The organism is Pseudomonas sp. BJa3, from assembly GCF_026343815.1.
GTDB classification, from domain to species: domain Bacteria; phylum Pseudomonadota; class Gammaproteobacteria; order Pseudomonadales; family Pseudomonadaceae; genus Aquipseudomonas; species Aquipseudomonas soli.
This window is the reverse complement of the sequence record NZ_JAOXMC010000013.1, coordinates 65,903-79,613: the sequence shown is the minus strand read 5'-3', so window position 1 is coordinate 79,613 and position 13,711 is coordinate 65,903. Positions and strand designations below refer to the sequence as shown.

Here is a 13,711-nt window from a genome sequence, read left to right as displayed (position 1 = left end):
GCGCCGATACTTCTCGTGCATCCGCCACGGATGCACGATCTTGCAGTTACTCAAGGAAGATTCATGTCGCGTCACAACCTACCAGCGCTGCTGGTACTGTCACTGCTCCTGTCGCTTGCCGGCTGCAATGCCCTGCCCCGCTCCACCACCGACCAAGCCCCGCCACTTGGCCCGGTGCTGCCGGACAGCGAGGCACGCAATGCCTGGATTGCCCAGGCCCTCGCCCTGGACCCGCTGGCCAGTCAGAACCGTCAACCACCCCCGCGCCAGAGCAACGCGCAAATCGTCGCCAAGCTGCGTCAGAAACGCGATATCCAGCTGCCGGACGCCTACTGGAGCCAATGGCAGCGCAACCTTGATGTCTTCGATGCCGACACTGCGCGCCACAAGGAAACGCAGCGCGCCCTCTACATCGACACCCTCACCGACCAGCTCAAGCGTGTCGACGACCTCACCCTGCAACGGCTGGCCAATGCGCCCGACACACTCGACGCGGCCACCCGAGAGGCCTGGAAACTCCGCCTGATCGAGCGCTACAGCCGCTACATCATCGACAGCGAAGTGAACCGCGACATCATCGACGCCCACCTGCGGCGCATGGCGCTGATGGACCGGCAATACGGCGTCTGCGCCCTGGACAGCGACTGCTGGGACCGCGCACCCAAACCTTGATATTTGACGCACGCCGACCCAGCGTTCAAGGTTGCTGCACCCCATCGATCCGGAGCCCGATATGCATTTCGACCTGATCCAGTCCCTGAGCCTGGCTGGCAAGCCCGATGTCCCCAATGACGACCGCGTCGGCAGTGCCGACCGCCATGCCTGGGTAATCGACGGCGCTACTGACCTCGGCGCTCCCGGCCTGCTGGGTGAGCGCGGCGGCGCGGCCTGGCTCTCGGCCACGGCCCAGCGCGCCTTCTCCGCGGCGTCGGGGCCCCTGCGGCAGGTCTGCGAATCGGTTTTCGTGGCGATTGCCCAGGCTTACCAGCAAGACCGTCAACGTGAGCCGTTGGCCACCTGGGAACTGCCGCGCGCCGCCTTTGCCGCGGTAGCGTTGGAAGGTGATGAGCTGGTCTGCGCCCACCTGGCCGACTGCGTGGTACTGCACCGCAGCGCGAGCGGCATCCACTTCCTCACCCCGGAGCCCGACCGCGAGGCCGAACGCGCCGAGGCTGCGGCACTTGGGCCCGGTACTGGCGCCCACGGCGTGCGGACCCCTGCCGTACTGGCTGACCGGCGGGTTGCCCGTGAGCGTCCCCGGGCCGTGCTTGGCATCGATGCCGAGCTGTCCAGGGAGGGCACGCTCTACAGCCGGGCATCAGTGTCCCTGGGGGACGATGTGCTGTTGATGAGCGACGGTTTCGCCGCACTGTTCGACACTTATCGCGCCTATGACCCAGCCGGTTTCATCGAGCGCCTGCTGGCCCACGGCCTCGATGACCTGGCGCGGACGTTGCGTGGCATCGAGCAAGACGATGCGGCATGCCTGCGCTACCCACGATTCAAGATGAGCGACGACGCCTCGGCGATCTGGTTGCGGGTTGGCTGAGACCTTTTCCTGTGCGAAGCCTGCAAGACTAGGCCAATCGCTTTTGCAGAAAATAACGGGTATGCCCAGGCGGGAAATCGGCAATCTCACCAAAAAACTCGAACCCCAGCTTGCGGTAGAAGTCCGGCGCCTGGAAGCTGAAGGTATCCAGCCAGATCCCGCCACAGCCCTTTTTCCTCGCCAGCGCCTCAGCCCTGGCCATCAGCTCGCGCCCACAGCCCTGCCCGCGCATCCGCTCGGGCACCACCAGCAGTTCGACGAACATCCACCCCCCACCCAGCCTGGCGTAGAGGCCACCGACGATTTCATCAAGGTTGGGGTCACGCAGCGTCCAGGCGACGGTGGCCGCTCCAGGCGAGCCGATCACGCCATCATTGAATTCGCGCAAGGGTTTCAAAATTGCATCGTGATGCAGGCTAGTCGCCTGGTCGGTGAAATCGATACGGAGTGTCATGGCAGGTCGTCCGGTTGACCATATGGGAATGCGGCGCAAAGCGCGCCGGATTAAATTTACTTCACGTTGCGCCCTTTGGATATAAGGCATTCGACAGCCGTTCGACCATACTCCAGAATGCAACGGTTTTTTGGGGGAAACCCTTGCACAGCCAACGACATACCAACATTTAGTGAGCCTCAACGTGAAAACTTCCCTGTCCATCCTCAGCCTGCTGCTGTTGCTCACAGGAACCGCGACCCTACCGTCGACCGCTGCTGCACAACCCCCGGCCCAGGTCCAGCGTGACCCGGGCAAACTGCACCTGGCGTCCGGCAGCGCCCTGTTGATCGACCTCAACACCAACAAGGAGCTGTATTCCAGCCACGCCGATCGCGTGCGCCCCATCGCCTCGGTCACCAAGTTGATGACCGCGATGGTCGTGCTCGACGCCAAGCTGCCCATGGACGAGATGCTCACCATGACAATCGCCAACAACCCGGAGATGAAAGGCGTGTATTCCCGGGTGCGACTGGGCAGCGAGCTGAACCGTCGCGAGACGTTGCTGATCACCCTGATGTCGTCGGAAAACCGTGCGGCCAACTCCCTGGCCAACCATTACCCCGGTGGCTACGGCGCGTTCATCAAGGCGATGAACGCCAAGGCCCGCAGCCTGGGCATGAGCCACACCCGCTACGTCGAGCCGACCGGCCTGTCGACCTTGAACGTCTCCACCGCCCAGGACCTGGCCAAGCTGCTGATGGCCTCGCGCAAGTACCCGATGCTCAGCGAGTTGTCGGTCACCCGCGAAAAGACCGTGGCGTTCCGCAAGCCCAACTACACCCTGGGTTTCCGTAACACCGACCACCTGGTGAACAAGAGCAACTGGGACATCAAGCTGACCAAGACCGGCTTCACCAACGAAGCGGGGCATTGCCTGGTGCTGCTGACCAAAATGGACAACCGTCCAGTGGCCATGGTGATCCTCGACGCCTTCGGCAAGTACACCCACTTCGCCGACGCCAGCCGCATGCGCCAGTGGCTGGAAACCGGCAGCGCCAAGCCGGCGCCGGCAGTCGCCATGCAGTACAAGAGTGAAAGGCAGCGCGCGCGCCTGGCGCAGGACTGAAACGACAACGCCCCGCGCAAGCGGGGCGTTGTGGGCTGAAACCGGGCGTTTTCAGGCCTGGGTGGATACCATGCCACCGGCACTGTTGCCGCCGGTCTTGGTCAGTGCATCAAGCAGCTTCGCGGTCGCTGCCTGTATTTGCCCGCTCAAGGTGGCAATGCTCGACTGCTTGGCGAGAATCATCGTCGCTTTCGTGGTGTCGTCCATTTCCTGCGCGGCGATCTTCGCCAGCTGACGCTGTTCTTCGGCCATCTGCTTCTGCAATTGCCTGATCATCTCGCGCATTTGCTGAATGTACGACGGCTCGCCGCTACCCTCGTCATCCTCGGCCTTCTTTGCGCCGGCAGGCTTGCCTGGTTCGCTGGTGCCTTTGAGGTCTACCGCGACAGTAGCCGGCGACTTCTCGTCTTCTTTGGCCTGCCCTTTGACCAGTTGCGTGGCGATGCTGCTGCTGACGTTGTTGATGCCTACCATTCCTTAATCCTCCACGGTGGGTCCTTTCAATGACTGGGGTATCGGCACCACGCGTGCAAACTTGATTCTCGCCCACCGATAAATTTACCCGCCCGCCATTCGTCCACCTGATACCCGAGCCCTGCCCTAGCGCCCACCGCGCGGCCAGGCCGGAACCGATCAGCCCTGCAACGAGATGGCAATGACCAAGACCCGCTCCCGCAAAGCCTTGTACATCGGCCTGCCCCTGGCCCTGGTGGCCGCCCTGGGTGGAGCCGCCGGCTATTACTTCTGGAAACAGGACGGCGGCTACCCCCGTGCGATCGTGCAGCAGGCCAACGACCTGCATGAGCACATGCTCTCCTTCGACAGCCATGTCACCGTGCCGTTGGGCTACGGCAGCACCGGTTACGAAGCAGACAAGGACGGCCGTGGCCAGTTCGACCTGGCCAAGGCGGCCAAGGGCCGGCTGTCCGGCGCGGCGCTGACCGTCTTCGGCTGGCCGGAGCTGTGGAACGGCCCGAACGCGCCGCACCGCCCTACCCCTGGCTTCATCGACGAGGCCCGCAACCAGCAGGAAGTGCGCTACAAGATCATCAGCGGCATCGTGCGCGACTTCCCCAACCAGGTCGGCATTGCCTACACACCAGACGATTTCCGGCGCCTGAACGGCGAAGGCAAGTTCGCCATTTTCATCAGCATGCTCAACGCCTACCCACTGGGCAGCGACCTGTCGCAGCTCGACTTGTGGACCAAGCGCGGCATGCGCATGTTCGGCTTCAGCTACACCGGCAACAACGCCTGGGCCGATTCCTCGCGGCCACTGCCATTCTTCAACGACACCCCCGACGCCTTCGGCGGCCTGTCGCCACTGGGCGAGCAGGCGGTCAAGCGGCTCAACGACCTGGGCGTGATCATCGATGTCTCGCAGATGTCCACCCTGGCCCTGGAAGACGTCGCCCGCCTGAGCCGCGCGCCGTTCGTGGCCTCGCATTCGGCGCCACGGGCGCTGGTGGACATTCCGCGCAACCTGTCCGACAAAGAGATGCAACTGATCAAGGACAGCGGCGGCGTGCTTCAGGTGGTGGCCTTCACCACTTACCTCAAGCCCCTGAGCAAGCCGACCCTGGAGAAGCTCGAAGCCCTGCGCGCACGCTTCGACCTGCAACCGTTGCAAGGCCTGACCAACGCACTGATGCCGGGCGACCCGATCATCGCCATCTGGCCAGAGGCGCGCTTCGGCGAATACGCCAGCAGCCTGTATGCCATCGTCGACGAAGAGCCCCGCGCCGGCCTCAAGGAGTATGTCGACGCCATTGACTACGCGGTGAAGAAGATGGGCATCGACCATGTCGGCATCAGTTCCGACTTCAACGATGGCGGCGGCGTCACCGGTTTCATGAACGTCGGCGAGATCCGCAACGTGACCGCCGAACTGCTGACCCGCGGCTATTCCGAAACCGATATCGCCAAGCTCTGGGCAGGCAACTTCCTGCGCGTCTGGGGGCAGGTGCAGAAAGCCGCCAACCCCGTGGCCCAGCTCGCCAATACCGCCCAGGAAACCCGCCATGACTGATCGGCGCGCCTTCCTCAAGCAGGCCGCCGCCCTGGCGGCCAGCCTGCCGTTGCTGCCAAGCGCCCTGGCCGCCACCGCCACCCCGCCGTCATTGCAGGGCCCGGACAAATGGCGCCAGTTGCGCCAGCTGTTTCCCCTGGCGCCGGATGTCGCGCACTTCGCCAACTTCCTGATCACCGCCCACCCACGGCCGGTACAGGATGCGATCGACCGCCACCGCGCCACCCTCGACCACAACCCCGCGGTGTGCATGGACTGGGAGAGCCAGTACGAATGGCAGCGCGAGGATGAGGTCCGCGAGTGGGCTGGCCGTTATCTGGACGTGCGCCCCCGCCAGGTCGCCCTCACCGGCAGCACCACCGAGGGTCTGGGCATGATCTACGGCGGCCTGCACGTGGCGTCGCACCAGGAGATCCTGACCACCGAGCACGAGCACTACTCGACCCACAACTGCCTGGCCTTCCGTCTGCGCCAGCATGGCACCCAGGTGCGCAAGCTGCGCCTGTTCGACAAACCGGGCGACGTGTCCACCGACCGGGTGCTGAGCGTGATCGACCGCAGCATTCGCCCTGAAACCCGTGTGCTGGGCATGACCTGGGTGCACTCGGGCAGCGGCGTCAAGCTGCCGGTGGGCGCCATCGGCGAGCTGGTGCGCCAGCACAACCGCAACCGCGACGAGGCCGAACGGATTGTCTACGTGGTCGATGGCGTGCATGGCTTCGGCGTGGAAAACGCCCGCTTCGCCGACTTCAACTGCGACTACTTCATCGCTGGCACCCACAAGTGGATGTTCGGTCCACGCGGGACCGGGATCATCTGCTCGGCGTCCGAGCAGATGCAGCACCTGACACCGACCTTCGCCACCTTTTCACGCAACGAGGACTTCGGCACCATCATGACCCCGGGCGGGTACCACGCCTTCGAGCACCGCTGGGCGCTGGGCGAGGCCTTCAAGCTGCACCTGGAGCTGGGCAAGGCCGATGTCCAGGCACGTATCCACCAGCTCAACGACTACCTCAAGGCGCGCCTGGCTGAACACCGCGCCGTGGAGCTGGTGACGCCGGTCAGCCGCGAGTTCTCCGCAGGCTTCACCTTCTTCCGCATCAAGGATCGCGATCCCGATGCCGTGGCCGCCTACCTGAACGCCAACAAGGTCATGGTCGATGCCGTGGACCGCGACGCAGGGCCGGTGATCCGCTTTGCGCCGAGCCTGCTCAACGATGAACAGCAGGTTGACCGGGCCATGGCATTGCTGCGTACGCAGATCGGTTGAGGTAACGCCATCCATACCGGGGCTGCGGTGCAGCCCATTCGCCGGCGAGCCGGCTCCCACCCCGACCGCGCCGCCCTCAAGCCAAGCGCCGCCTCTGTGGGAGCTACGGTTCGCCGCAACGACTTGCCAGCGATGGCCTAGCGCAGCAACGCCTGGATCTGCTCGTGGAGGGTATCCAGGTCAAACGGCTTGGCCAAGATCGGCGCCTTGCGCGCGATCGGGCTACCCGACTCGAGAATCTCCGCCGGATAGCCGCTGATGAAGATCACTTTCAGGTCAGGCCGCAGTTTCACCGCAGGCTCTGCGATCTCCACCCCGGAAATCCCGCCCGGCAGGCGGAAATCGGTGACCATCAGGTCCAGGTGCGGCTTGCTGGCCAGGATCGCGAACGCCTGCTCGCCATCCTCGGCCACCAGCACGTGGTAGCCCTCGCCTGCCAGGTAATCACGCAGGATCATGCGGATCGCCGGCTCGTCCTCAACCACCAGTACCACGTCTTGTGCATCTTCACTCATGACAACGCCTTCGAATTCAATAAGTTGGCTATCAGACCGCAGCTTTATGCAGAGGTTGCCCGGGGCTGATCACAGGCATGCGGCAATACCGATAGCGGCAGCTGGACGGTGAACGTCGACCCAGTTCCAACCTGACTGTCGACCCGGATCCGCCCGCCATGAGCCAGGATGATCTGCTCGGAAATGTACAGGCCCAAGCCCAGGCCACCACTGGCCTGCTGCGCAGCGACACGCTCGAACTGCTGGAAGATCCGCTGCTGGTTCTGTACATCGATGCCGATACCTTGGTCCTGCACCTGTACACAGGCCATTGCGTCCTCTTCGAACACCCGCACTTGCACAGGCTTGCGATTGCCATAGCGCAAGGCATTGGACAACAGGTTGGCCACCACCTGTTCAATCCGGAACTCGTCCCACTCGCCCTGCAAGGCATCGCAGCGCTGCAGCTCGATAAAGGTGTCCACCGCGTTGGCCTGGGCGGTGAAGTTCTCCACCAGCCCCCGCACCAGTTGTCCAAGGTCGAAGGTGCGCGGCCGGATCGAAAGCTTGCCGGTGCGAATCCGCGACACGTCGAGCATGTCTTCGACCAGGCGGATCAGGCTGTTGATCTGGCGTTCGTCGCGCTCGACCATGGCCTTGAGCTTGTCTTCGCTGAACGCCGCCAGGTTGCCACGCGCAAGATGCATGCGACGCAACTGGGTTTCCAGGATCAGCCCGTTGAGTGGCGTGCGCACCTCATGGGAGACGATCGACATGAAGTCATCGCGCATGCGCACTGCTCGCTCCAGCTCGCCACGAGCCAGCTGCAACTGGTTGAGGAGCAGCTCCTGCTCCTGCCGGCTGTGTTCCAGGGCCTGCAGTTGGCGGTCCAGCGCCTTGCGTTGGCGGAACAGGTCGACGAATACCGACACCTTGCTCTTCACAGCCAAGGGTTCCAGGGGCTTGTGCAGAAAATCCACCGCTCCGCTCTCATACCCCTTGAAGGCATAGTTCATCTCGCGCCCGGCGGCGCTGACAAAGACGATGGGAATATTGCGGGTCTTCTCCATGCCGCGCATCAGCTCGGCCAGCTCGAATCCGTTCATGCCAGGCATCTGCACATCGAGAATGGCCAGGCCGAACTCGTGCTCGAGCAGGAGCGACAACGCCTCGTCGGCGGACTGTGCCTGATACACCTCGCGGTCATCGCCCTGGATCAGGGCGGCCAGGGCCAGCAGGTTTTCCGGCAGGTCGTCGACGATCAGCAGTTTCGCGGTGATGTGGCTTAGCATGCGCTGGGTTCCAGGGTAGCGAGCAACTGCCCGATACCGCTCAGGGAAAGAATGTGGTCCGGGTCGTGCAGGGCCAGTGCGGCCTCCGGCATCAACGCGACCTGTGCTTCGCGAGGGTCCTGGACTACCGTCCGGCCTCCGCTTTGTTTGATGCGTAAAAGCCCTTGGGCGCCGTCTTCATTGGCCCCGGTGAGCAATACGCCTAGCAGCTCCGAGCCGTAGGCGTCGGCGGCCGACTCGAAGAGAAAATCGATTGCCGGTCGTGAGAAATGCACCGGTTCTTCCTGGCTCAGCGACAGGCTGAAATCACGCTCCACCGACAGGTGGTAGCCCGGCCCCGCTACATAGATCAGGCCGGGCTCTATTCGCGCCTTGTCGAGGGCCTCGCGAACCGGTCGACGCAAGCGGCGTTGCAGCACCTCGGCCAGCTGGCTGTGCCGATCATCGGGCAGATGCAGCACGCATAATACCGGGATGGCGAAATCGCCGGGCAGCGCGCCGAGCACGCTGAACAGCGCCGACACGCCCCCCGCCGAGGCGCCAATCACAATCGCTCGCACGCTGTTCATGTCTTGCGGTAGATCCGCTCGGGCCGCACCAGCGGCTCGAAACGCTCGCCGTAGGCCGAGAAGTCCACCGACTCCTTGCTGCCCAGCACCAGAAAGCCGCGGTGGCACAGCGACTCGTGGAACAGCCCCAGGGCACGGTCTTGCAGCCCCTTGTTGAAGTAGATCAGCACATTGCGGCACGACACCAGTTGTGTCTCGGAGAACACGCTGTCGGTGGCCAGGCTGTGATCGGCGAAGGTCACGTTGTCGCGCAGACTGGCATCCATGATGGCGTTGCCGTAGGCGCTGGTGTAGTACTCGGAAAAGTCCCGCCGACCACCTGCCTTGCGATAGTTATCTTCGTACTCATGCATGACCTGCATGGAGTAGATGCCCTGCTTGGCACGCTCCAGCGAGTGCGGATTGATATCGGTGGCATAAATGATGGTGCGTTCGAGCAGGCCCTCCTCGCGCAGCAGGATGGCCATGGAGTACACCTCCTCGCCGGTGCTGCAACCGGCGATCCAGATCTTCAGCGAGGGCCAGGTGCGCAGCAGCGGCACCACTTCGGTGCGCAGTGCCAGGAAGTGCCCAGGGTCGCGGAACATCTCGCTGACCGGGATCGTCAGGTACTGCAGCAACTCGAGGAACATGCCCGGGTCATGCAGCACTCGCTCCTGCAGCGACGATACCGTGCGGCAGTCGAACTGGCGCATGGCATGGAGGATCCGGCGCTTGATCGAGGCGCCGGAGTAATCGCGAAAATCGTAGCTGTACTTGAGGTAGATCGCCTCGATCAGCAGCCGGATTTCGATATCGGTATTGCGTTCACTGGTCAAGATTTCAGATTCGCTCCAATTGCGGCAGCCAGACTCGGATCAGCGAGAACAGGCGGTCCAGCTCGATCGGTTTGGCCAGGTAGTCATTGGCCCCGGCCTGCAGGCAACGCTGCTGGTCGTCCTTCATCGCCTTGGCGGTCACGGCGATAATCGGCAGCTTGCGCCAGCGCGGTTGCTGACGGATCAGGCGCGTCGCCTCGTAGCCATCCATTTCCGGCATCATCACGTCCATCAGCACCAGGTCGATGTCGTCGTTGGCTTCGAGGCACTCTATGGCCTCGCGCCCGTTGCGGCCGATCTCGACGATGGCACCCTTGTGTTCCAGGGCGCTGGTCAGGGCGAAGATATTACGCACATCATCGTCCACCAGCAGGATCTTGCGCCCCTCGAACACCTTGTCGCGGCTGCGAGCGGTCTTGAGCATGCGCTGGCGTTCGTTGGACAGCTGCGACTCGACCTTGTGCAAGAACAGTGTCACTTCATCGAGCAGGCGCTCGGGCGAGCGCGCGCCCTTGATGATGATCGAGCGCGAATATTTGAGCAGGTCGGCCTCCTCCTCGCGGGTGAGATTACGGCCGGTGTAGACGATCACTGGCGGGAAGCTGCGGATATCTTCGGCGGTCATGCGTTTGAGCAGCTCGTTGCCGAGCATGTCGGGCAACTTGAGGTCGATGATCATGCAGTCGTAGATATTCTCGCGCAGCAGCGCCAGGGCATCCTGAGCCATTGCCACGGCAGTGATTTCGATATCGTCGTCGCCGATCAGGCGGGCAATGCTCTCGCGCTGCAGGTCATCGTCTTCCACCAGCAGGATGTGCTTGAGCTTCTGCGTGAGCTTCGCCTCCAGCCGACCGAACACCGCCTTGAGTTCCTCGCGGCTGGTGGGCTTGACTGCGTAGCCCACCGCCCCCATGTGCATGGCCGCCTCGACTCGGTCCTCCACCGAAATGATATGCACCGGAATATGCCGGGTGCCGGCCTGCTCTTTCAGGCGCTGCAGCACGGTAAGCCCGGAATGGTCAGGCAGGCGCATGTCCAGCAGGATGGCATCGGGCAGGTACTGGGCCGCCAGCTCGAAGCCCTCGTCGGCGGAATGGGCGACCAGGCAGCTGTAGCCCAGTTCGTGGGCGAGGTCGAAGAGGATACGAGCGAAATTCGGCTCATCCTCGATCACCAGGATGCAGCGGTTGCCGAATGGCGCCTGCTCGCGATCGTCGGCGAAGGCCGGCGTCGGGCGCTCGCTGCGTACGGTTGTCGCCATCGGCGGTGCCGGAGGCAGTTCGTCGACCGCCGGGCGCAGGCTGTGCACCTCGATCTGCTGGGTATCAGGCTCGAAATGCTCGGGAAGGACCAGGCTGAAAACGCTGCCCTGCCCCGGGGTGCTATCGACATCGATCTGCCCACCCAGCAGGTGCGCCAGGTCACGCGAGATGGACAAGCCCAGGCCCGTGCCGCCATAGCGCCGGTTGCTGGTGCCATCGACCTGGTGGAAGGCGCCGAAGATCGCCTGCTGCTGGTCGGCGGCGATGCCGATGCCGGTGTCGCGCACCGCGAAGACGATCCCCCGTCCCGCTTGATGGCTGATGCGCAGGCTGACCTGGCCACGCTCGGTGAACTTGATGGCGTTGGACAACAGGTTCTTGAGAATCTGCTCAAGGCGCTGACGGTCGGTGAACAGGGAAGCCGGCAACGGTTGCTCCAGTTGCACGGCGAAGGACAGCCCCTTGTCCTGCGCCAACGGTTGGAACATACCCTTCAAGCCTTCGACCAGCCGCTCCAGCGGAGTGTTTTCGGCGCGTACCTCCAGCTTGCCGGCCTCGACCTTGGCGATGTCGAGAATATCGTTGATCAGGTTGAGCAGGTCGTTGCCGGCCGAATAGATGGACTCGGCGAACTTCACCTGCTCCTTGCTGAGGTTGCCTTCGGCGTTCTCGGCCAGCAGCTTGGCCAGGATCAGTGAGCTGTTGAGTGGAGTGCGCAGCTCATGGGACATGTTGGCGAGAAACTCGGACTTGTACTTGCTCGAGCGCTGCAGGTCATCGGCGCGGGCCTGCAACTCGACCTGGGCCTGGTTCAGCTCGCCGTTCTTGCGGTCCAGCGCCTCGGTGCGCTCGGCCAGTTGTTCGTTGGTCTGCTCGAGTTCGGCCTGCTGGGTCTCGAGGTGGGCCTGGGACTCCTTGAGCACCCGCGACTGTTCCTCGAGCTCTTCGTTGGCGGTCTTGAGTTCCTCCTGCTGCACCTGCAGTTCTTCGTTGAGCTGCTGGGTTTCAGCGAGCACTTCCTGCAGGCGCTGGCGATAGCGGGCGCTTTCGATGGAGATACCCAGGTTTTCGGCGACGCGCTGCAGCAGCTCCAAGTCACGATCTTGCAGCGTGCGTAGGAATCCCAGCTCCAGTACGCCGTTGACCCGCGCTTCGTCCTGCGCCGGCACCAGCACACCGCTGCGAGGCAAGCCACGGCCCAGCCCGGAACTCAGGCGGTAGTAATCCTCCGGCAGCTCATCCAGGCGCAACAGCCGCCCCTGGGCCACCGCCTCGCCCAGCAGGCCGGCATGATCGCCGACGCGCGGTTCGCTGGCCTTCTGTTCGGCATCCAGACCATAGGCGGCGACCCGCACCAGCTGGCCATGCTCATCGCGCACATACAGCGCACCGACCACGCTGCCCAGGTAACCGGCGAAAAAGCGCAGGATATTGTCGCCAAGCATCGGCAGCGTCAGCTGGCCCAGCACCTGTTCGGCCAGCTGGGTCTGTCCGGCACGCACCCAGGCCTGTTGCTCCAGGCGCTCGGCGGCGCGTTGCTGGGCTTCGAGGTTTTCGACATAGCTTGAGGACAAGGCCAGCAAGTCACGCCGTCCGAGGTAAGCAAGCAACGCACTCAGGGCAACGATGAACAGCACGAACGCCGAGATCGCGGTCATGGTGACCGTGCTGACCGTCTCGTTGCGCGCCGTACGCAGTTGCTGCTCGGTGTTGATGAAAGTGTCGAACTCCTTGCGGATCTCGTCGGTCAGGCGCTTGCCGCGGCCACGGCCAATCGACGACGCCACATCACCCTGTTGGGTGCGCCGCTGGCTGATGACTTCGTTGCCGAAGGTGTTCCACTCGCGCTGCAGCGCCGCGATGCGGTCGATGCGGTCAACTTGCTGAGGGTTGTCGGCCACCATTGCCCGCAGGCTGTCCAGGCTGCCGAAGATGCGCGGCTTGGCCACCTCATAGGGGTCGAGGAAACGCTCTTCGCCGGTCAGCAGATAGCCGCGCATGCCGGTTTCCATGTCGATCGACAGCTTGATCGTCTCGTTGGCATTGCCGATCACCCGATCGGTGTGCTCGACCCACTGCATGGCCGAAAGCAGGTAGTAGATCACCGCGACAAAGGCCACGGCGCCCAGTAGCCCCACTCCCAGGGGCAGGCCGACGTTGCGGCTCAGCAGTTTGCGAAAACTGCGTTGGTCCATCGAGGCTGCTTGAATCATGTGAAAGTGCCCGAGCGAAAAAAATCCATTGAACAGACCGGCGTCAACGTCGTGTAAGTGATGCCCTGCGCCAGACCGACCGCGAATACCGCGAGTCTAACCAGCTTTGGCAGATCTGGCAGGGCATTTAGCCAGTATTTGAAGCCTGCTTGCAGCAAACGTTCCATCTATTTGCGCATGCCGTTAAGCTTGGGAACTTCTGCCATGGCCCCGCGCACAGAGTAGAGACAATCCATCGAAACAGGACCCATGAAATGCACCTTCTGGTAGTCGAAGACGACGACATCGTTCGTATGCTGATAGTCGAAGTGCTCGACGAACTGGGCTATGCCGCCATCGAGGCCGACAGCGCTGCCGCGGCCCTCAAGATCATCGAGGATCCGACGCAACCGCTGGCGCTGTTGATGACCGACGTCGGGTTGCCCGACCTGCGCGGCGAGGAATTGGCGGCCAAGGCCCGGGAAAGCCGGCCGAATCTGCCCGTGCTGTTCGCCAGTGGCTACGCCGAGAGCTTCAACGTGCCCCCAGGCATGCACCTCATAGGCAAGCCGTTCAGCATCGACCAGTTGCGCGACAAGGTGCTGGAGATTCTCGGCCCCCCCTGAGCCGCCTGTTAGCAACTGGCTTAGCGGGTGCCGCGCATGCCAGGC

Annotated in this window: 14 protein-coding genes; 6 read left to right on the top strand and 8 right to left on the bottom strand. The window is 63.3% G+C overall.

Features of this window, described 5'->3' with window-relative positions:
• The first annotated feature begins 63 nt into the window (after positions 1–63).
• Entirely contained in the window at positions 64–672 is a 609-nt protein-coding gene (locus OH705_RS17510; protein ID WP_094011967.1) for a hypothetical protein, read from the top strand.
• Between the two features lie 61 nt (positions 673–733).
• Positions 734–1,549 carry a protein phosphatase 2C domain-containing protein gene (locus tag OH705_RS17505; protein WP_110605298.1) on the top strand — a complete coding sequence of 272 codons (816 nt, stop codon included), beginning with the start codon at positions 734–736 and terminating at the stop codon, positions 1,547–1,549.
• A gap of 28 nt (positions 1,550–1,577) precedes the next feature.
• On the opposite strand, the gene OH705_RS17500 is transcribed toward OH705_RS17505, so the two are convergent.
• Entirely contained in the window at positions 1,578–2,003 is a 426-nt protein-coding gene (locus tag OH705_RS17500) for a GNAT family N-acetyltransferase (RefSeq protein WP_023631773.1), read from the bottom strand.
• A 184-nt stretch (positions 2,004–2,187) separates the two neighbouring features.
• Between OH705_RS17500 and pbpG the strand changes: the two genes are divergently transcribed.
• Positions 2,188–3,111 (top strand): D-alanyl-D-alanine endopeptidase, encoded by a 924-nt coding sequence (pbpG, locus tag OH705_RS17495; protein ID WP_267302628.1) that lies wholly within the window; start codon positions 2,188–2,190, stop codon positions 3,109–3,111.
• A gap of 51 nt (positions 3,112–3,162) precedes the next feature.
• Here the strand turns inward: pbpG and OH705_RS17490 are convergent, their stop codons facing one another.
• Entirely contained in the window at positions 3,163–3,585 is a 423-nt protein-coding gene (locus OH705_RS17490; protein WP_094011903.1) for a hypothetical protein, read from the bottom strand.
• A 181-nt stretch (positions 3,586–3,766) separates the two neighbouring features.
• Here OH705_RS17490 and pvdM point away from each other — a divergent pair, with 181 nt between their 5' ends.
• Entirely contained in the window at positions 3,767–5,140 is a 1,374-nt protein-coding gene (gene pvdM / locus OH705_RS17485) for a pyoverdine-tailoring dipeptidase-like protein PvdM (protein WP_046855255.1), read from the top strand.
• Positions 5,133–6,413 carry an aminotransferase class V-fold PLP-dependent enzyme gene (locus OH705_RS17480; protein WP_160290785.1) on the top strand — a complete coding sequence of 427 codons (1,281 nt, stop codon included), beginning with the start codon at positions 5,133–5,135 and terminating at the stop codon, positions 6,411–6,413. The genes pvdM and OH705_RS17480 overlap by 8 nt, the downstream gene beginning before the upstream one ends.
• 137 nt (positions 6,414–6,550) lie before the next feature.
• Here OH705_RS17480 and OH705_RS17475 read toward each other — a convergent pair whose 3' ends face one another.
• From OH705_RS17475 to OH705_RS17450, 6 genes are read right to left on the bottom strand one after another with little or no spacing between them, the layout of a single operon-like run.
• On the bottom strand, positions 6,551–6,928 hold the full coding sequence (locus tag OH705_RS17475) for a response regulator (protein ID WP_023629509.1): 378 nt from the start codon (positions 6,926–6,928) through the stop codon (positions 6,551–6,553).
• A 44-nt stretch (positions 6,929–6,972) separates the two neighbouring features.
• Entirely contained in the window at positions 6,973–8,199 is a 1,227-nt protein-coding gene (locus OH705_RS17470; protein WP_094011901.1) for a hybrid sensor histidine kinase/response regulator, read from the bottom strand.
• Entirely contained in the window at positions 8,193–8,768 is a 576-nt protein-coding gene (locus OH705_RS17465; RefSeq protein ID WP_023629511.1) for a chemotaxis protein CheB, read from the bottom strand. Before OH705_RS17465 ends, OH705_RS17470 begins: the two co-directional genes overlap by 7 nt.
• A complete protein-coding gene (locus OH705_RS17460) occupies positions 8,765–9,586 on the bottom strand; it encodes a CheR family methyltransferase (RefSeq protein WP_094011900.1) in 822 nt (273 codons plus the stop codon). Before OH705_RS17460 ends, OH705_RS17465 begins: the two co-directional genes overlap by 4 nt.
• Positions 9,587–9,590: 4 nt before the next feature.
• Positions 9,591–13,061 carry a response regulator gene (locus OH705_RS17455; protein ID WP_267302627.1) on the bottom strand — a complete coding sequence of 1,157 codons (3,471 nt, stop codon included), beginning with the start codon at positions 13,059–13,061 and terminating at the stop codon, positions 9,591–9,593.
• The gene (locus OH705_RS17450; protein WP_158659606.1) at positions 13,058–13,228 is read right to left on the bottom strand and encodes a hypothetical protein; all 171 of its coding nucleotides are present in this window, start codon (positions 13,226–13,228) and stop codon (positions 13,058–13,060) included. The genes OH705_RS17455 and OH705_RS17450 overlap by 4 nt, the downstream gene beginning before the upstream one ends.
• Before the next feature lie 87 nt (positions 13,229–13,315).
• Here OH705_RS17450 and OH705_RS17445 point away from each other — a divergent pair, with 87 nt between their 5' ends.
• Positions 13,316–13,666, top strand: coding sequence for a response regulator (locus OH705_RS17445; RefSeq protein ID WP_023629514.1), 351 nt, complete (start codon positions 13,316–13,318; stop codon positions 13,664–13,666).
• The last annotated feature ends 45 nt before the right edge of the window (positions 13,667–13,711 follow it).

Coding starts and splice junctions, on each gene's coding strand:
- OH705_RS17510 (WP_094011967.1), top strand. CDS start 64: ATGTCGCGTCACAACCTACCAGCGCTGCTGGTACTGTCACTGCTCCTG.
- OH705_RS17470 (WP_094011901.1), bottom strand. CDS start 8,199: ATGCTAAGCCACATCACCGCGAAACTGCTGATCGTCGACGACCTGCCG.
- OH705_RS17505 (WP_110605298.1), top strand. CDS start 734: ATGCATTTCGACCTGATCCAGTCCCTGAGCCTGGCTGGCAAGCCCGAT.
- OH705_RS17450 (WP_158659606.1), bottom strand. CDS start 13,228: ATGGAACGTTTGCTGCAAGCAGGCTTCAAATACTGGCTAAATGCCCTG.
- OH705_RS17445 (WP_023629514.1), top strand. CDS start 13,316: ATGCACCTTCTGGTAGTCGAAGACGACGACATCGTTCGTATGCTGATA.
- OH705_RS17475 (WP_023629509.1), bottom strand. CDS start 6,928: ATGAGTGAAGATGCACAAGACGTGGTACTGGTGGTTGAGGACGAGCCG.
- OH705_RS17455 (WP_267302627.1), bottom strand. CDS start 13,061: ATGATTCAAGCAGCCTCGATGGACCAACGCAGTTTTCGCAAACTGCTG.
- OH705_RS17465 (WP_023629511.1), bottom strand. CDS start 8,768: ATGAACAGCGTGCGAGCGATTGTGATTGGCGCCTCGGCGGGGGGCGTG.
- OH705_RS17480 (WP_160290785.1), top strand. CDS start 5,133: ATGACTGATCGGCGCGCCTTCCTCAAGCAGGCCGCCGCCCTGGCGGCC.
- pvdM (WP_046855255.1), top strand. CDS start 3,767: ATGACCAAGACCCGCTCCCGCAAAGCCTTGTACATCGGCCTGCCCCTG.
- OH705_RS17500 (WP_023631773.1), bottom strand. CDS start 2,003: ATGACACTCCGTATCGATTTCACCGACCAGGCGACTAGCCTGCATCAC.
- OH705_RS17490 (WP_094011903.1), bottom strand. CDS start 3,585: ATGGTAGGCATCAACAACGTCAGCAGCAGCATCGCCACGCAACTGGTC.